The organism is Micromonospora hortensis, assembly GCF_022230935.1.
GTDB lineage: Bacteria > Actinomycetota > Actinomycetes > Mycobacteriales > Micromonosporaceae > Micromonospora > Micromonospora hortensis.
Map to the genome: position 1 here is coordinate 158,193 of NZ_JAKKFE010000017.1, position 17,199 is coordinate 175,391.

Annotated in this window: 12 protein-coding genes; 7 read left to right on the forward strand and 5 right to left on the reverse strand. The window is 68.6% G+C overall.

The window, feature by feature from the left end:
• The first annotated feature begins 31 nt into the window (after positions 1-31).
• The gene (locus tag NIE111_RS13495; protein ID WP_504858877.1) at positions 32-871 is read left to right on the forward strand and encodes a DUF72 domain-containing protein; all 840 of its coding nucleotides are present in this window, start codon (positions 32-34) and stop codon (positions 869-871) included.
• A 9-nt stretch (positions 872-880) separates the two neighbouring features.
• Here the strand turns inward: NIE111_RS13495 and NIE111_RS13500 are convergent, their stop codons facing one another.
• Complete coding sequence (locus NIE111_RS13500) at positions 881-2,710, reverse strand: glycoside hydrolase family 15 protein (protein ID WP_238684723.1); 1,830 nt, start codon at positions 2,708-2,710, stop codon at positions 881-883.
• A gap of 164 nt (positions 2,711-2,874) precedes the next feature.
• Between NIE111_RS13500 and NIE111_RS13505 the strand changes: the two genes are divergently transcribed.
• Positions 2,875-3,300, forward strand: coding sequence for a VOC family protein (locus NIE111_RS13505; RefSeq protein WP_238684724.1), 426 nt, complete (start codon positions 2,875-2,877; stop codon positions 3,298-3,300).
• Positions 3,301-3,316: 16 nt separating this feature from the next.
• Here NIE111_RS13505 and NIE111_RS13510 read toward each other — a convergent pair whose 3' ends face one another.
• Together NIE111_RS13510 and NIE111_RS13515 are read right to left on the reverse strand one after the other, a co-directional pair.
• Positions 3,317-4,534: an FUSC family protein gene (locus NIE111_RS13510; RefSeq protein WP_238684725.1), complete on the reverse strand. Its 1,218-nt coding sequence runs from the start codon at positions 4,532-4,534 to the stop codon at positions 3,317-3,319.
• 64 nt (positions 4,535-4,598) lie between these two features.
• Positions 4,599-4,895: a DUF6582 domain-containing protein gene (locus tag NIE111_RS13515; RefSeq protein ID WP_210781038.1), complete on the reverse strand. Its 297-nt coding sequence runs from the start codon at positions 4,893-4,895 to the stop codon at positions 4,599-4,601.
• Positions 4,896-5,048: 153 nt separating this feature from the next.
• Between NIE111_RS13515 and NIE111_RS13520 the strand changes: the two genes are divergently transcribed.
• On the forward strand, positions 5,049-5,351 hold the full coding sequence (locus tag NIE111_RS13520; RefSeq protein WP_238684726.1) for an amphi-Trp domain-containing protein: 303 nt from the start codon (positions 5,049-5,051) through the stop codon (positions 5,349-5,351).
• A gap of 190 nt (positions 5,352-5,541) precedes the next feature.
• Positions 5,542-6,732 (forward strand): DUF1996 domain-containing protein, encoded by a 1,191-nt coding sequence (locus NIE111_RS13525; RefSeq protein ID WP_238684727.1) that lies wholly within the window; start codon positions 5,542-5,544, stop codon positions 6,730-6,732.
• A gap of 43 nt (positions 6,733-6,775) precedes the next feature.
• On the opposite strand, the gene NIE111_RS13530 is transcribed toward NIE111_RS13525, so the two are convergent.
• Complete coding sequence (locus NIE111_RS13530) at positions 6,776-9,451, reverse strand: RICIN domain-containing protein (protein WP_238684728.1); 2,676 nt, start codon at positions 9,449-9,451, stop codon at positions 6,776-6,778.
• Positions 9,452-10,514: 1,063 nt separating this feature from the next.
• On the opposite strand from NIE111_RS13530, the gene NIE111_RS13535 reads away from it, so the two are divergent.
• Genes NIE111_RS13535 through NIE111_RS13545 form a run of 3 tightly spaced genes read left to right on the forward strand, consistent with a single transcriptional unit; the run spans position 10,515 to position 14,028 of the window.
• A complete protein-coding gene (locus NIE111_RS13535) occupies positions 10,515-11,117 on the forward strand; it encodes a DUF4956 domain-containing protein (protein ID WP_091393400.1) in 603 nt (200 codons plus the stop codon).
• Positions 11,114-11,935 carry a polyphosphate polymerase domain-containing protein gene (locus NIE111_RS13540; protein WP_238684729.1) on the forward strand — a complete coding sequence of 274 codons (822 nt, stop codon included), beginning with the start codon at positions 11,114-11,116 and terminating at the stop codon, positions 11,933-11,935. The genes NIE111_RS13535 and NIE111_RS13540 overlap by 4 nt, the downstream gene beginning before the upstream one ends.
• Positions 11,932-14,028 carry a CotH kinase family protein gene (locus NIE111_RS13545; protein ID WP_372488323.1) on the forward strand — a complete coding sequence of 699 codons (2,097 nt, stop codon included), beginning with the start codon at positions 11,932-11,934 and terminating at the stop codon, positions 14,026-14,028. Before NIE111_RS13540 ends, NIE111_RS13545 begins: the two co-directional genes overlap by 4 nt.
• A 51-nt stretch (positions 14,029-14,079) precedes the next feature.
• On the opposite strand, the gene NIE111_RS13555 is transcribed toward NIE111_RS13545, so the two are convergent.
• Positions 14,080-17,064 (reverse strand): glycoside hydrolase family 3 protein, encoded by a 2,985-nt coding sequence (locus NIE111_RS13555; protein ID WP_238684730.1) that lies wholly within the window; start codon positions 17,062-17,064, stop codon positions 14,080-14,082.
• Positions 17,065-17,199: the final 135 nt, after the last annotated feature.

Here is a 17,199-nt window from a genome sequence, read left to right on the forward strand (position 1 = left end):
TCGAGCGCGGTCACCGGCGGGAAGGGCGGTCATGCGTCTGCACGTGGGGTGCGCGATGTGGAGTCACCGGTCGTGGCCGGGCCAGCGGCTGCCGCCCGCCGAGCGCCTGCGGCACTACGCCAGCTGGTGCGACGCCGTGGAGGGCAACACCACGTTCTACGCGACCCCGGCCCGGGACACCGTGGCCTCGTGGGCAGCCCAGACGGGTCCCAACTTCCGGTTCGTCCTCAAATTTCCCAAAGTCATCACGCACGAACGCCGGCTCACCACCGTCGACGAACCGCTGCGCGTCTTTCTGGACGCCATCGAACCGCTCGGCCCGCGCGCCCACGCCCTCTGGATCCAACTGCCCGGCTCGTTCGCGCCCGCCGACGTCCCAACCCTGAGCCGTTTCCTGGAACAGCTCCCGCGGTCCCACCGGTACGCGGTGGAGGTCCGCCATCCCGCGTTCTTCACCGACGCCCGCGCGGCCCGACTGCTCGGGGCGACCCTCGCGGCCGCCCGCGCCGAGTGGATCCCCTTCGACACGACAGCCTTCTTCGCGAGCCCGCCGACCAGTGACGCGGAGCGGGACGCCTGGACCAAGAAGCCCCGCGTGCCGCTCCGGTCCCTCGCGCTGACCGACCGGCCGATCGTCCGCTACCTCGGTCGTGACGACTCGACGCGCACTGCCGAGGGGTGGCAGCGCTGGGTCGACGTGACAGTCACCTGGCTCCGCGAGGGGCGCTCGCCGACCATGTTCATCCACACCCCGGACAACGCCGACGCGCCGGCGCTCGCCCGCCGGTTCCACAACGAGGTACGAGCACGCGTACCCGGGCTCGACGCGTTGCCCGAGCCGATCCCCGTCGAGCCGCTGACGCTGTTCTGACCGGACCGGTCAACCCTGCTGGTCGAGCAGGTCGTCGAGGTGGGCCGCCGTGCTGATCAGCGAGAGGTGGCTGAACGCCTGCGGGAAGTTGCCGATCTGCTCACCGGTCGGCGCGATCTCCTCGGAGTAGAGGCCGAGCGGGTTGCTGTAGGTGAGCATCTTCTCGAAGGTCAACCGGGCGTCGTCGATCCGGCCGGCCAGGGCGAGCGCCTGCACGTACCAGAAGGTGCACATGTTGAAGGTGCCCTCGGTGCCGGCGAGACCGTCCGGCGAGGCCTTCGGGTCGTAGCGGTAGACCAGGCTGTCGGAGACCAGGCCGGTGTCCATCGCCCGCAGCGTCGACTCCCACATCGGGTCGGTCGGCGAGATGAAGTTCAGCCCCGGCATCGCCAGCAGCGACGCGTCCAGGATGTCGGACCCGTAGTGCTGCACGAACGCGCGACGTTCCTGGTTGAACCCACGAGTCATCACCTGCTCGTAGATGGCGTCACGTTCGGCGGACCAGCGGGCGATGTCACCGGGTCGGCCCCGGCGTCGCGCGATGCGGATGGCCCGGTCCAGCGCGACCCAGGACAACACCCGACCGTAGGTGAAGTCCTGCCGACCGGAACGGGTCTCCCAGATGCCGTCCTCGGGCTGGTCCCAGTGCGCACAGAGCCAGTCCATCAGCCCGGCCGTCTTGCGCCAACCCTCGTACGGCGCGATCAGCCCGTTGCGGTCCGCGAGTTCCAACGAGACGAGCGCCTCGCCGTAGATGTCGAGTTGGAGTTGGCCCGCGGCGCCGTTGCCGATCCGCACCGGCGCGGAGCCGCGGTATCCCTCCAGGTGACCCAGCACCTCTTCGGGGAGGTCCGGTGAGCCGTCGATGCGGTACATGATCTGCAGGGGAAGGTTGCCGTCCCGTGCCTCACGGATGCGGGCGTCGAGCCAGAGGAGGTACTTTTCGGCCTCTTCGGTGAAGCCCAGGCGCAGCAGCGCGTGCACGGAGAAGGACGCGTCCCGGATCCAGGTGTAGCGGTAGTCCCAGTTCCGCTGCCCGCCGATCTGCTCGGGCAGCCCCGCGGTGGGCGCGGCGACCAGGGCGCCGGTGGGTGCGTACGTCATCAGCTTGAGGGTCATCGCCGACCGCTCGACCACCTCCCTCCAACGGCCCTTGTAGCGGGAACCGCTCACCCACCGCCGCCAGTAGTCGCGGGTCTCGGCAAGCAGATCGCACGCCTCGTCGGTGCTGAGTGCTCGGGGCGCGTGCGGACAGGCAGTCTCCAGGACCACCCCGCCGATGTCGCCGGCGTGCAGGGTGAACGACGCGGACACGCCGTCGGTGTCCCGTTTGATGTCCCTCGCGTCGAACTCGTGGAGCGAGTTCTTGAAGGCGGCCAGGGTGAGGTCCATCGTCGGGCTCCGGAAGACGTCGCCCTCGGGGTGCACCTCCAGCTCGTACGAGTCTCGCCCGTAGTTGAACCGTGGGTGGCAGTGGAAGCGGAAACGCATGCTCCCCCGAACCATCCGCACCAGCCGGATCAACCGATGCCGATCGGTGGCCTCCGCACCGGTGACCGGCATGAAGTCCAACAGCTCGCCGACACCGTCGGCGCTGTGGAAGCGGGTGATCAGGATCGGCGTACCGGGCAGGTAGAGCTGCTTGCTCGTGTAGTCGACATTCTCGGGCGAGAGTTGGAAGTGGCCGCCGTTGCGGCGGTCCAGCAGCGCGCCGAAGACGCTCGGCGAGTCGAAGCGGGGCGCGCAGAACCAGTCGACCGTACCGTCCGTGCTGATCAGTGCCGCGGTCTGTAGATCACCGATCAGACCGTGGTCCTCGACTGCCGGGTAGCTGTCCACGCCATCCCCCGCCATGAGTACTGGCAATGGCGGCGACTACCCGGGCACCGGCGAAAGATGCGGCCCGCGGCTCGACACGGTCAAGACCACCGGCTATTGCGGAAGCAAACCTTCCGCAATCGTCGATAGCGTCGACATCAACGACATCGACGAGAGGACACCTGATGAGCCTGCGAGGATTCGCCACCCTGAACATCTGGGCGGACGACGTGGAAGCGGCCACCGCCTGGTACGCGGACTTCCTCGGCATCGAGGCGTACTTCATGCGCCCCGGCCCCGACGGACGCCCGGCCTACACCGAGTTCCGCATCGGGGACTACCAGGCCGAGCTGGGCATCATCGACAGCAGGTACGCACCGGCCGGCCCGGCGACCGGGCCCGGCGGGGTGGTCATGCACTGGTGCGTCGACGACCTCGACGCGACAGTCGAGCGGCTGCTGGCGTTGGGTGCCACGGAGTACCAGCCGATCACCCCGCACGGGGACGAGGGGTTCATCACCGCGGCGGTGGTCGACCCGTTCGGCAACGTGCTGGGGGTCATGAAGAACCCGCACTACCTCGACGTCCTCGCCTCGCTGAAGGCGACCTGACGGGTGCCCGGGCCGTTCAGTCCCACTCGTCCCGACCCGACGTCCGCCGCACCAACGCTGCCGCCTCGTCGGTGTCCAACCCACTGGCGATGAGCAGGTCCTGGGCGGCCATGCGGAATTCACCCGCGGCGATCATTCCCGAGTAGCCCAACCGGTGGGAGTGGGGACGGGTGGGATCCGGGGCGGCTGGCCCCTGCGCCTCTCCGACCAGCTCGAGAGCGGTCAGGATCTGCTGGCGCGCCTTTTGCGGATCCGCCCGCTCGGGAGTGGTGGTGCGTCTCAGCGTATGCATGCTGGTGGCCAGCAGCTCGATGGCTGCCGCGAACTCCTCCGGTATCGGCTCATCCTCCCGGAGAGCCTTGGTGAGTCTTCGCGCGACGGCCCGACAGCCGTAGAGGCTGCGCTCGAGATGTCGGATGGCCTGGGTGGAGCGGGCCAGCAACCTACGTTGGTGCCACCGTAGTGGCGCCAGTCGCACCACCTCCTGGGCAGCCCCGAGCCCCTCGTCCAGCGCGGTCACCCGCGACCCGAGGATCCGCAGGCCGGTCAGACTCTGCTCGGTGCCGTCAAGGTCCCGACGGCGCAGCGCCGCGCCGAGGTTGTGCAGGGCGTCGATAGCCGGGTCGAGGACCGGTTCGGCCAGCCGCTGCACCGTCCGTTGCGGGTGGATGGGCACCACCAACAGACCGACCGCCAAGCCGACCAGGCCGCCGACCGCGGCATCGACGAAGCGAGGAACGGACAGGTCACGCACTGGCGGTTCCAGTGTGGCGATGAGCACCGCTGTGCCACCGGCCTGGGTGAGCAGGGAGCCACCGCCCTTGAGCAGGATGGCGACGATGATCGCCAGTACGACGACCAGGCCGGTCTGCCAGGGCCCGATGCCGAACAGCGGCATGACCGCGTCACCGACGGCGAGCCCGAGAACGACCCCGACCAGCAGCTCGATGGTGCGCCGCAGGCGTGTGCCCATCGAGGCGGCCACGATGCCGACCGCTGTGGTGGGCGCGAGCACCGGGGCGGGATTGTCCAGGAACTGGGCCCCCACGAACCAGGCTATCGTCGCCGCGACGCCGGCCTGCACGGCGAGCAGCCCGTAGAGGCGGAACCGCCAGGCGCGGGAGCCCAGCCCGTGCCGCACCCGCTCGCGCAGACCGGCCCAGGTTCGGCCGACCCGGGACACCCCGTGCGGGGGCGGGTCGTTGTCGGCTGCCGGATCCTGCTTGGCGGGCATCCGCGCCGCTTACCCAGCGGATACGGACCTATCCGGCCAGCGAGCCGAATCGTGCGGATCCCCGTCAGTGGGCGGGGTTCGGCGTGTGCGGGAGTTTGCCGAGCTGGCGCCAGTTCGTCTCGGCGACGTCGACACCGTAGTGCTTGGCGGCGGCGAGGATGTTCTGAAAGGCCAGGTCCCGGTCCTTGTCGGTGACGCCCTGCACCTGATCGAACCGGGCGACGGCATTGCGGACGTGGCTGGCATCGGTCATCGGTTCCTTGCGTTTGCCGGGGAACGCGAAGACGGTCTCCGGCAGCTCGCGCTTGTCCTTGTCCGACAGGCCACCGTGCTTCTCGTGGGGCTTCCAGGTTGATGTCATCGTCCAGCATTACCCGCACGCCGTCCGGCAGCACCTCCGAAGCCGACATTTCCCCGACCACCGCCACCGGCAAGATCCATATCATGCCGACACCTCGAGTCGAGGCCGAAGCCCTGCACACGTCGTCCTTTGTGGAGTGCGAGCATGGCCGGCATGGATATCTATGAGGACTCCCGTACGGTGTCACGCTCCGACCTGGCCGCCTGGCTGCGCCAACTGGCGAACCAGCTGGAGTCTGACGGGCGGCTCTTCTACGGCGCGGCGGGTGCGGTGACGGTCGCGGACACGGTGCGGTGCGAGCTGGAGATCGAGCGAGAGAGCGAGACGGAGGTGTCCGTCGAGATCGAGTTCTCCTGGACCGAGCCCGCGCGCGTCAAGGTGGCGGACGAGGAGGAGCCCTCGAAGGACGACGAGGCCGCCGAGCCGGCCGACACCACGCCGCACGCCGCCCCCTAGCGACGTCGCCGACCCGAGATCGGGCGTGGGCACCGTCCGTCGGATCCGGCGGACAGTGCCCACGTACGCGGCCAGGCCGCGTACTTTAAGGAAGGTTTAAAGACCTTCCGAGCGCGAGCCGCAAGCGCCTACCATTCGGCGGCCGTGGCCGTTCGGGTCATCCTGGCGTCCACTCGTTGGGAGAGACCCCGTGTCCTACGAAAGCCCGCAGCCGCCCCGTCATCGCGTTCCTGGCTGGCTCGGCCGCAACAGGCTCGGCGTGGCCGTCGGCGCGGCGGCCGTACTCGTCATCGCGGCCGGGGGCGTGTACCTGGGCAACGGCGCGGCGCAGCCCAAGCCGTCGAACGCGGCCAACGCCCTCGAATACCCGTCACCACCGGCCGGGCAGCCGGCGTCGCCCGGCGTGGCGGTGTCGACCTCCGCGACGCCGTCGGCCTCCACGACCCCGTCGACCGGCGCGGCACCGTCGACCGCTGCCGCGCCGAAGGTCCCGGCAACCGGCTGGATTCCGGTCGACCGGGCGACCTGGAAGGCGCAGGCCGACGCGTACCGGGCGTTGAAGGTCGACCCCGTCCCGTCCGGAGTGGGCAACCTCCCGGAGTTCCGGGCGGACTGCCAGTACAGCCACCGGCTACCGGACGACCCGATCGTCGCGCCCGGCCTACCGGGCGCGTCACACATGCACTCGTTCGTCGGCAACAAGGCCGTCGACGCGAACACCGTCGCCGGCGACCTGACGAAGTTCACTGCCACCTCCTGCAAGCCCGTCCAGGACCACTCCGCCTACTGGGTGCCCACGCTCTACGACAACGCGACGGGAAAGCCGGTCGAGACCACCGGGTTCCGGGTCTACTACCGCTCGCTCGCCAAGAACTCGACAGGCCAGATGCCGATGCCCAACGGCCTGCGCATGATCTCCGGCGACGCCAAGAAGAAGAAGCCGACCCCGCGCGGCGCGACCGGCCAGTTCTACTGCGCCTTCTACGGCCCCGGTGACCTCGACGGCATCGCCCGCAGCACCAACGGCAACTGGCCCATCTGCGGGGGCGACGCGACGCTGCACTTCATGATGCAGTTCCCCGACTGCTGGGACGGCAAGCACCTGGACAGCCCCAACCACAAGGACCATGTGGCGTACGGCAGCGGCAACTCCTGCCCGACCAGTCACCCGGTCCGGATCCCGGCGATCACCTTCGACATCCAGTACCCGGCCAAGGGCACCCCGGCCGGCTACTACCTGTCCTCGGACAAGGAGGGCAAGAGCGCCTCGTCGATGCACGGCGACGCGTTCGTGATGTGGGACGTCGACACCATGAACAAGCGCACGAAGAACTGTGTCCAGGGACGCCGGACCTGCGACAACTACGGCTACCAGAAATAGCCGGGGCCAGGCCCGTGTCGGCCTGGCCCCGGGGTCGGGTCGGTCAGCTACGCAGCGTCCACCGCTGGTTCGTGCCGCCGTTGCAGGACCAGAGGATGAGCTTCGTGCCGTTGGCGGTGGCGGCACCGTTGGCGTCGAGGCAGAGCCCCGACTGGGCGTTCGTCACGGTGCCGTTGCTGTTGACGTTCCACTGCTGGTTGAGCCCACCGTGGCAGTCCCAGATGATGACCGCGGTGCCGTTGGCAGTGCCCGCCCCGGAGGCGTCCAGGCACTTGTTGCCGTACACGGTCAGTTGCTTGCTGGCGGTCTGGGCCCACCGCTGGTTGGCGCCCGTGGAGCAGTCCCAGAGTTGGGTCTGGGTGCCGTTGGTGGTCGAGGAGTTCGGCACCTCGACACAGCGGCCGGACTGGCCACCCACGAGTTGCCCGCTCCCCGTACCGCTGCCACCGCCCTGCTGCTGCCGGACGATGAAGGTCGACTCCGCCGACCGGTTGCCCTGAGCGTCGACGACGTACAGCCGGTACTCGCCCTGGGTGGCCGGCACGGCGATGGACGTGGCGTTGCCGGCGGCCCTGGTCATCGTCGCCCCGGCGGTGAAGGTTGTCGTGCCGGACGGCGCCAGCCAGACCGACTTGGTGGCGTCGCCGGTGCTGCGGATCGGGATCGACGCCGTGGCACTGGTGACGAAGGTGCTGGCGGGCAGCACGTAGTTCGGCGCGGAGAAGGTGCTCGCCGGGACGATGTCCCGGTACGCGTCCTCAAGGCCGGAATTCGCGGCGATGCCGTACGCCGCAGCGGGCCAGACATAGTCGGAGGAGACGAGGATGTCGGCGACCGTGCTGTTCGGCAGATTCTTGTTCGAGACCTTGTTGATCGGGCCGTAGATCTGCGTGATGCTCAGATCGTGCTTCCGCCCGAAATCGTCCGAGTTGATCATCCAGGTGACGTTCTTGTCGATACTCAGGACGTTGTCGCGGAACGTGATGAAGGCTGATCCCTCATCCGGGTGCAGTCCGTACTTGTGGCCCGACGGCACACCCTGCAGATAGTTGTTGGTGATGGTGGTCCCGGGCTGGCTTCCGAGCGTGTAGATGGGGCCCGTGTCGCTGAGACGCTGCACGGTGTCGATGATGTGGTTGTAGCTGATGGTGTTGTTTCTCGCCGTGGTCGTCGGCCGGTTCGGCACGATCGAGCCCGACGATCCGTCGAAGTTCCACCAGCCCCAGCCGAGCGTGATGCCCGACCATGGGGTCTTCTCGATCCGGTTGCGCTGGATGGTGAGGGTGTCGACGAAGTACGCGGAGATGGGGCTGTGCCCGTTGAACAGGACCGCGCTGTCGTAGAGGTAGTTGTTCTTGATGTCGATGTTCTTCGGTAGTCCCTCGACCGACGCGGAGTACTTCTCGCGGTTGGTCGACGTGCCGTCCCCGATGTAGACGTGCTGCGGATGGCCCACGAGGATCGCGGACCCGGCAATGTCGTTGGTGTGGTTGCCGATCAACTGTGTGCCCTGCACGTCGTTGACCATGCTGATCCCGTCGGCACCGGTGTGTTGGACCCGGTTGCGTTGCAGGAGGATCCCGTCGGCGTTCTGCACCTGGACGATGCCGGGAACCACGTCGACGTTGCGGTAGTGGTAGACGTGGAAGTTGCCCTTGGCGTACACGTTCGCGCTCAGATTGCCCTGCTGCGCCTGCTTGAGGACCGAGCCTGCGACGTTGACCAGGTTCCAGTCGGAGTGCTGCACCGTCAGGCCGGAGAACGTGATGTTGCGCGCGTGGCTGCTCGTCGAGGTGCCGGCGACCCGCAGCACTGTGGAGACGTTGTTCGGCGCGTAGACCGTCGCTGTCGACATGTTCTCGGCGCTGGCCTTGTAGTAGTAGAGCGTCCGGCTGCCCTTGTCGAAGAAGAACTCGCCGGGGGCGTCCAGGAACTCGTAGGCGTTCATGAGCTTGTGCGTGCCACCGACCTGGGCGTTGCCGTTGAACGAACCCTGGGCGATGGCCGCACCGGGTTGCTGGAAGAGGGCCACCCGGTTGGCGCCGTCGGAACTCGTGGTCACCTGGCGGACGCCCACGATGGCCGTGGTCCAGGTCGTTCCGGTCTCGATCTCGATGTCGTCCTGGTTGCGGGCGACGGCAGGGAAATCGTTCAGGCTGTATTTCGCGCCGTCGCACTGCGAACCTGACTCCCAGGCCCACGCGGCCTGGTTGGCAGTGATGTTGTACGTCCCGTAGCAGCCCGCCGAGCTGATCGTCTTCGACGCCATGAACGCGCGCTTGTCATTGACGTAGAGCGCCCGCAGCTTGTTGGCGCGATCGAGCGGCGCCTTCCAGATGTTGCCGCTGTGCTGGCTCCACCCGGTCACCGGGACGCCGCCGTCGAGGACCGGCGTCTCGCCGGGATAGGCGGCGTAGGCGACCCGGAACCCGTTGTTTCCGGAGTCGCTGGCGCCGAACTCGACGGTGCTGGTGACCGGATATCTCCCGCCGCGGAGATACACGTTGATGTCGCCGCTCATCGTTGAATTGATGGTGCGAACCACGTCCCGCGCGCGTTCAACCGTCTTGAACGGCGATTGAATGGTCCCCGGATTGGCGTCGTTACCGTCCGGGGCGACATAGTAGGTCGCCTGGACTGCGGCCGAGGCCGGTAGTTGGTTTGTCAGCACTGCCGGCAGTGTGGCGGCGACAAGCGCCGCCACCGCCAACACTGACATTCGAGCGGTGGATATGGCTGACTTCACGTCTGTTCCTCTCACTGGTCGTCGATGTGGTGCCCAAAGTGCGTATCGAGCGACGAGTACGGAACAGCGACGCCACTAAGGGCCGGCGGGGACTTCCGTCGCCCCGACCGCACTCTTTGTTAACCGCCCCGAAATTCTTACTGGGAGCGTAGGTCACACGTCTGACCAATGCAACCGGCAATTGGAGGGCGTCTATGCAGAAATGCCGTCGGATCGGGCAGATCAACCACGCCGGCCATACACCCCTGCCTACGTCGTCCGACGAATCCGCAGGGACGACGCGAGGCTCGTCGTGGAGGCCCGCGACCACTCGCGCGCACCTCGGCGATCGACAACTGGACGGCGGCCTCGGCCTGCGCCCCGCAGCGCAGGGCGCTGAACGTCGCGAGCAACCACAGCCCCCCAGGGGACGCCGTTGGTCCGGTCCTCCTTTGGAGCTGAATCGCCTACGACATCACCGACAGCCGACCCCTCGAACCGCTCCAGCGACACGGCCCCCACGCGATCCCCACGACATTGCCGCCAGGCGGTTCGCCCGCACGGTTCGTCTTGACCGGGCCCGGGGAAGGCCAACCGGACCCGACGCCGGGCACACCACCGACCCCTTGCCTGATTCGTTTACGGCATCAGCTCCATAGGCGCCCGCAGGTACTAGGCCCCCGCCCACCCGAGCGGTCGCGAGAGGGCTCAGCGACCCCCGGCCGGACCGACGATCAACCCACTCCCAGGACTCGATCAATAAAGAGGCCGCGCGACCCGAAAGGCTCCGAAAGTTTCGGCGACCGCGCGATCCGGGGTGGCGTCCCGGGCGTGCCCACGTCAGACGCACCACACCCTCGCCAGCCGGCCCGGGGACCTGCAAGCGCACGCGGATCACACATTGACTTGCATTGATGTTCTGCTTACAGTCACCAACGAAATACCGAAAGTTTACCGAAAAGTAGCCCGGAGGTCCGGCCACCTTCCGCAGGTCGCCACGCAGCGACGGCGGTCTGGCGTCGGTCCGCTCCGGCGTGAACCAGGAGGAACCCCAGCGATGTCGCAGCTCGTCCTGTTCGCGATCGACATCTGCGCGGTGGCGCTGCTCGTCTTCGGGCTCTACTTCCCCCGGCACCGCCGACGCGACCTGGTCGTCGCCTATCTGGGGGTCAACGTCGGCGTCCTCGCGGTGGCGAGCGCGCTGAGCGCCAGCGACGTCGGTGCCGGGCTCGGGCTGGGGCTGGCGCTGTTCGGAGTGCTCTCCATCATCCGACTCCGGTCGACGGAGCTCGACCAGCACGAGGTCGCGTACTACTTCTCCGCTCTCGCACTGGGCATTCTCGGCGCACTCAGCACCACCTCGGTCTGGCTCAGCGGAGGCCTGATGGCACTCATCGTCGCGGTGATGTTCGTCGGCGATCACCGACGGCTGCTTCGGCACTACCGGCACCAGATCATGGTGCTCGACTCCGCCGTCACCGATCACGTCGCACTCGTCGCCCAGCTGGAGCAGCTGCTCAACGCCCGGGTGCACAACGCCATCGTCCAGCGGCTCGACATGGTCAACGAGACCACTGTGGTCGACGTCCGGTACTCGGTCGCCCGGCGCAGCGCGGCGGCCGGCACCAGCAAGTCGGTACGGGCCGGGGCGCTCCGATGAGCGCGCCACCGCTGGCGACGCTGACGCCGATCGCACTGGCCGAGGTGATCGACAGGGCAGCGCTGCAGTGCAGGGTGGACCGCAAGTACGTCCTGACGGTAGGCGAATTGCCGCACCTGCTGGACCAGCTCAGCCCGTACGCCAGGGTGCTGGACATCGATGGTGAGCGCAGCTTCCGGTACGAGTCGGTGTACTTCGACACGCCCTGCCTGGCCAGCTACCACTGCGCCGCGTACCGGCGGCGCAGGCGCTTCAAGGTACGGACCCGGACCTACCTCGACTCCGCCCAGTGCTGGCTCGAAGTGAAGATCAGCGGAGCACGCGGACGGGTCACCAAGCACCGACTGCCGTATCTGGCCGAGGACCGCCGCACCGTCCGGTCCGGGCGCGGGTTCGTCGACGAGGTGCTTGACCGGGAGTCGATTCTGTCCAATCTCACCGGCAGCCCGCTGGAGCCGATGCTGGTCACCAGCTACCGTCGCTCCACTCTGCTGCTCCCCGCGACCGCGAGCCGGGTCACCATCGACACCGGGCTCACCTGGCAGGACGGTGACCGCACACTGCGACTGCCCGGCATCGCCGTGGTCGAGACCAAGACCAGCTCGGCCCCCTCTCTGGTCGACCGCGCGCTGTGGCAACGCGGGACCCGGCCCGTACGCATCTCGAAGTACGCCACCGGTCTCGCGGCCCTGCGCGTGGACCTTCCAGACGTGCCGTGGCGACGGACCTTACGCCGCCATTTCCGCGCCGACCCGTCCTCGGCGCTCCTGGAGTTGACAGTTCCGACCCGATCAGAACAGGAGGCATCGTGCGCATGACCACCCGCAACACCGGTCTTCCGGTGGCGGCCCTTCGTGCCGCCGGGATCGCCGCCACCGCCGTGTTCGTCGCAGGCCTCCTCGTGGTGTCCTCGCCACCGGCCGGCGCCGAACCCGTCTCCCCTGTCCAGGCCGCTCAACCGGTCACCGAACTGCTCGCCGGCGCCCCGGCCGCCGATGCCGCCGCCGCACCGGCCGTGGCAGACGACCTGGTCGGCGACATCACCTTCTCGGTGCCCAGCGGCACCTTCCAGGGGGAGGTGGCGGTGACGCTGAGCAGCACCGTCAGCGGCGCCCAGATCCGCTACACCACCAACGGGCAGCCGCCGACCGCCCAGTCGTCGCTCTATTCGGGCTCGGCGCTGCGCTTCACCCGCACCACCCAGTTGCGGGCTCAGGCGTTCGTCGGCCAGACACCGACCGGTGCGCCCGGCACCGCCATGTACGCCGCCCAGAACGTCACCACCGCCCACGACCTGCCGGTAGTGCTGATCGACTCGTACGGCGCCGGCCGGCCCGACCGTGAGTACTTCGACGCCACCACAATGATCTTCGAACCGACGGGCGGCGGCACCACATCGTTGGCGGCCGCCCCGACACTCAGCACCCGCGCGGGATTCCGGCTACGCGGCAACTCGTCGGCGACGTTCGAGAAGACGCCGTTCCGCGTCGAGTTCTGGGACAACGAGGACGACGACGCCGACCACCCGGTGCTGGGCATGCCCGCCGACTCGGACTGGGTGTTGCGCGGCCCGTTCCCCGACAAGGCGCTGATCCGTGAGGCGCTCGTCTACGACCTCGGGCGCGAGATGGGGCTGCCCGCCCCGCGCTACGCGTTCGCCGAGTTCTACCTCAACACGGACGCCGCACCGGTGGGTGCCAGCGACTACATGGGCGTCTACATGCTGATGGAGACGATCAAGAACTCCAAGGACCGCCTCGACCTGAAGCAGTTGGACGCCGACGACGTGACACTGCCGAAGATCCAGGGCGGGTACATCTGGAAATTCGAGTGGATGGCCGCCGAGGAGCCGACGTTGCCGTGCACCGGGCCGGCGGCCACCTGCTGGAACTACCTCGAAGTCGCCGACCCGTCGCCCCTGCAACCGCAGCAACGGGACTGGCTGCGCGGTCACCTCCAGGAGTTCAACGACGTGTTGCACTCGTCGAACTTCGCCGACCCGACCACGGGCTACCGCAAGTACATCGACGTGGACTCGTTCATCAACCTCATGATCGTCAACGAGTTGAGCCGGGAGATGGACGCCTACGTCCGCAGCTCACACTTCTACAAGGACCGAGACAGCAAGATCTTCGCGGGTCCGCTGTGGGACTTCGACCTCAGCTTCGGCGTCGGTGGATTCTTCGCCAACGACCAGGTGTCGGGCTGGCAGCACCAGCAGACCCGGCAACCGTCGGCCAACGACTGGTTCGCCCAGTTGCTGCGCGACCCCGCGTTCGTCAACCAGGCCCGATCGCGCTGGCAGACGCTGCGACGGGGCCTGCTCTCCGACGCCGCGCTCCAGACCCGGGTCAATGCTCTCGCGGCCCCGCTGACCAACGCCGCTCAGCGCAACTTCCAACGCTGGCCCAACCTGACCGCGCCGACGGTCAGCTTCTTCCGCACCCCGACCTCGCCCACCTGGCAGGGGCAGGTCCAGGTCATGCGGGACTGGATGCTGCGACGCGCCGCCTGGCTGGACTCCACCGCCGGCTGGGGTGGGTCCGTCACCACGCCACCGCCCACCACGCCACCGCCGACCACCCCACCGCCCACCACACCACCGCCGGCGGCCGGCTGCACCGCGACGTACACGGTGACCAGCCAGTGGACCGGCGGCTTCCAAGGCGAGGTACGGGTCACCGCCGGAACCTCGGCGATCAGCAACTGGACCGTGACGTGGACCTTCACCGGTGGCCAGAGCGTCGCCCAGGCCTGGAACGCGACAGTCACGAGCCAGGGCTCGACGGTCACCGCCCGCAACGTCGCCTACAACGGGGCACTCGGCGTCGGCGCGAGCACCGCGTTCGGGTTCCTCGGCTCCTCCACCGGCGCACCCAGCACACCGACGCTGACCTGCGCGGCGAGCTGACCGACCAACGTCCCGGGCCGGGTCGACATTCGACCCGGCCCGGGGCTTCGGTCACCTGATGGAGAATTCCGCCAGCCGCAGCGGGGAGTCGAACACCAGGTACACGTCGTGAGTGCCGACGGCCCGAGCCAACTCGGTGCTGGTGCTGACGTACCGGTAGTCGTCACCGGTGCTGGGCACTGTGGCCGTGCCGAGCAGCCGGCCGGTGGGCGACCCCAACCGGATCTGGATCGTGCCGACGCCCGCTCCGGCCTTGGCGACCTTCGCGGTGAAGGTGCGCGCGTCGGCTCCCAGCGCGGAACCGTCGAAGGAGATCCACTGACCGGCGGCGGTGGCACCGACCGCCGTACCGCTGGGTTTCGTCTCGTCGACGAGCCGGGCGCCCGCGTACCTGTCGAAGTTCTCCGCCCTGGTGGGCCGGGACAGGTCGCGGGCCGGAATGGTCTCACCGCGGACCCGGACCGCGGCGCGGGCCCGGATGTCCTCGACGGACGCCCCGACCATCAGGTCGTGGACCGACGACTCGACCACCCACTTGCTGCGGGTGACGTCCCAGTGCGCCAGGTCGGCGGCGGGCAGGCGCAGGGTCACCGTACGGGTCTGCCCGGGTGCGAGTTTCACCTGTTGGAACGCCTTGAGCTGGCGGATCGGGGTGGTGTCCCGTGAGGTGCGCTGGTGGGTGTAGAGCTGAACGACCTCGGTCCCGGTCCGGCTGCCGACGTTCGTCACGTCGACACTGGCCGTGATGGTGCCGTCGGCCTCCACCGACTGGGCACCGGCACGCAGCTGGCCGTACCGGAACCGGGTGTACGACAGCCCGTGGCCGAACGGGTAGAGCGGCTTCGCGCGGCTGTACAGGTAGGTCTGCCCGGACGAGATGATGTCGTACTCCAGCAGGTCCGGCGGTAGTTGCGAGTCCGAGCGGTACCAGGTCTGGGTGAGCCGGCCGGACGGGTTGCGGTCGCCGAAGAGGACGTCGGCGACGGCGTGACCGGTCTCCGCGCCCGCGTGGGTGGTCCAGACGATGGCCGGTACGTGCTCCTGCTCCCATCGGATGGTGACCGGGTAGCTGGTCTGGAGCACGAGAACGGTCCGCGGGTTGGCCCTGGCCACTGCCTTGACCAGCGCCTCCTGGCCGGCGCTCAGCGCCGTTGAGGTCCGGTCGTGTGCCTCGCGGCCGTTGATGAACGGGTTGCTGCCGACCACCAGCACTGCGGTGTCGGCCGCCTTGGCCGCCGCCACGGCCCGGTGGATCCCGTTGCTGATCAGCTCGCGACTGAAGTGGGTAGCGGCGGCCGGGGTCGAGGCGCCGAGCTTGAGGGCGCCGTCGTCGCCGATCGTCACGTACGTGTCGGCGCCGAACCAGCTCTCCTTGGTCTCGTAGCCGACGTAGCGCAGCACCACGGTGCCGTCGGCCTGCGGCTCCAGCTTGAACTGCTGCTGGACGTACCAGCCGTTCGGCTGTTCGTCCCGGGTGAGGAACGGCCCCCAGTTGTAGCCGAGGTAGCGGCCGTTGGCGGCGTTGCGCAGCGTCACCACGTCCTGCCCCCAGTCGACGACGTCGAACTGGGCGACGAGCGCCGGGGTGGCGCCGGTTCCGAGGACGCGGTCGGCGTCGGTGGTGCCGGTGGCCGAGACGTACCGGCCGGTCGACACGTCCTTCAGGGCGATCCGGTCCGCCCCGTCGAGCCCGCTCACGCTGGCCGAGCTGCCCAGCCGCTCGCGGATGCCGTCGAGCGCCGTCACCTCGTACGGCAGGTCGCCGCCGTACCAGTCCGAGTAGAGGGTGTCGGCCAGCGGGCCGAGCACCGCCACCTTGCGGGTCCGGGCCGGGTTCAGCGGTAGCGCCTGCCGCTCGTTCTTCAGCAGCACCATCGCCTCGCCGGCGGCCTGCCGGGCCAGTCGCTGGTGTTCGGGGCTGTTGATGACATCCGGGGTGATGCCGCCGTACCGGCCGCCGCCCGGGTCGAACTCACCCAACCGGAACCGGACGTTCAGGATCTCGCGGATCCGGGCGTCGATGTCCGACTCGGTGAGCAGGCCGGTCGCGAGGGCCTGCTTGATGGCGGTGATGGTGGGCTGCGCGTTGGTGTCGTCGGTGATGAAGCTGTTGAGGCCGGCCTTGATGATCGCGGCGTTCCCCTCGGCCTGGGTCGGGTAGTACCCCTGCGAGGCGACGAGGTTGTTCGGCGCCCAGGCGTCGGTGACGTTCATCAGCGGCTGGTCGGTCCAGTCGCGTACCACTGTGGCCAGGTCCGGGTCCACCGTTGCCGGACGGCCGTTGACCAGGTTGTACGCGGCCATCATCCCGGTCGCCGCGTCGGCGGCGATGGCCGGCTTGAAGGCGGCACGGTCGTACTCGTTGAGCACCCGAGGCGGGACGTTCGAGGAGGTCACGTCGCGTCGGACCTCGTTGTTGTAGGCCAGGTAGTGCTTGAGGGTCGGCGCGCTCTTCAGGTGGTTGGGGTCACCGCCGGTCATTCCCGAGCCGTACGCGGTGGAGATCTCGGCAGTGAGCAGCGGGTCCTCGGAGTAGCCCTCCTCGTTGCGGCCCCACCGGGGGTCGCGCAGCAGGTTGACCACCGGCGCCCACAGGTTGAGCCCCCAGACCCGGGGGTTCTGCGCGTGGTAGCCGCGCGCCTCGTCGCCGACGGCCGAACCGACCTGCCGGATCAGGTCGGTGTTCCAGGTGCTCGCCATGCCCACCGGCTGTGGGAAGACGGTGCCGCGAGCCTTGACCACCGCGCCGTTGTTGTCGATGTCGGTCGACCAGGCCACCCCGTGCAGCGCCTCGGTCCCGGTCTTGAACAGGCCGATGCCCAGCCGGGGAATGGCCGGCTGGTACTGGTGCAGCCAGGAGATCTTCTCGTCCTGGGTGAGCCGGCCGAGCAGGTCGTCGACCCGGACGTTCACGGGCAGGTGGGGATCTCGGAACGGATAGGTGGGTTCGGCGAGCGCGGTGCCGGGAACGGCCGGTAGGGCTAGCAGGGCGAGCGCGAGCGCGGTGATTCCGCGCCGAAGGCGCCAGTTCCGCATGCGGTTCTCCTCATGTCGTACGACAGACGCCCAGTCGGGCGCCGAGGCCGGCGTGACCAGGCTCGACACCCGGCTGACGGGCCTGAACGACGAATCGTCGAAGCGCTTCGACGACCCGGCCGCGTCACCACGGCC

What these genes read in the sequence shown, in the direction of transcription:
- NIE111_RS13495 (WP_504858877.1), top strand. Translation starts at nt 32, where the DNA reads ATGCGTCTGCACGTGGGGTGCGCGATGTGGAGTCACCGGTCGTGGCCG.
- NIE111_RS13505 (WP_238684724.1), top strand. Translation starts at nt 2,875, where the DNA reads ATGAGCCTGCGAGGATTCGCCACCCTGAACATCTGGGCGGACGACGTG.
- NIE111_RS13510 (WP_238684725.1), bottom strand. Translation starts at nt 4,534, where the DNA reads ATGCCCGCCAAGCAGGATCCGGCAGCCGACAACGACCCGCCCCCGCAC.
- NIE111_RS13515 (WP_210781038.1), bottom strand. Translation starts at nt 4,895, where the DNA reads ATGACATCAACCTGGAAGCCCCACGAGAAGCACGGTGGCCTGTCGGAC.
- NIE111_RS13520 (WP_238684726.1), top strand. Translation starts at nt 5,049, where the DNA reads ATGGATATCTATGAGGACTCCCGTACGGTGTCACGCTCCGACCTGGCC.
- NIE111_RS13530 (WP_238684728.1), bottom strand. Translation starts at nt 9,451, where the DNA reads ATGTCAGTGTTGGCGGTGGCGGCGCTTGTCGCCGCCACACTGCCGGCA.
- NIE111_RS13535 (WP_091393400.1), top strand. Translation starts at nt 10,515, where the DNA reads ATGTCGCAGCTCGTCCTGTTCGCGATCGACATCTGCGCGGTGGCGCTG.
- NIE111_RS13540 (WP_238684729.1), top strand. Translation starts at nt 11,114, where the DNA reads ATGAGCGCGCCACCGCTGGCGACGCTGACGCCGATCGCACTGGCCGAG.
- NIE111_RS13545 (WP_372488323.1), top strand. Translation starts at nt 11,932, where the DNA reads ATGACCACCCGCAACACCGGTCTTCCGGTGGCGGCCCTTCGTGCCGCC.
- NIE111_RS13555 (WP_238684730.1), bottom strand. Translation starts at nt 17,064, where the DNA reads ATGCGGAACTGGCGCCTTCGGCGCGGAATCACCGCGCTCGCGCTCGCC.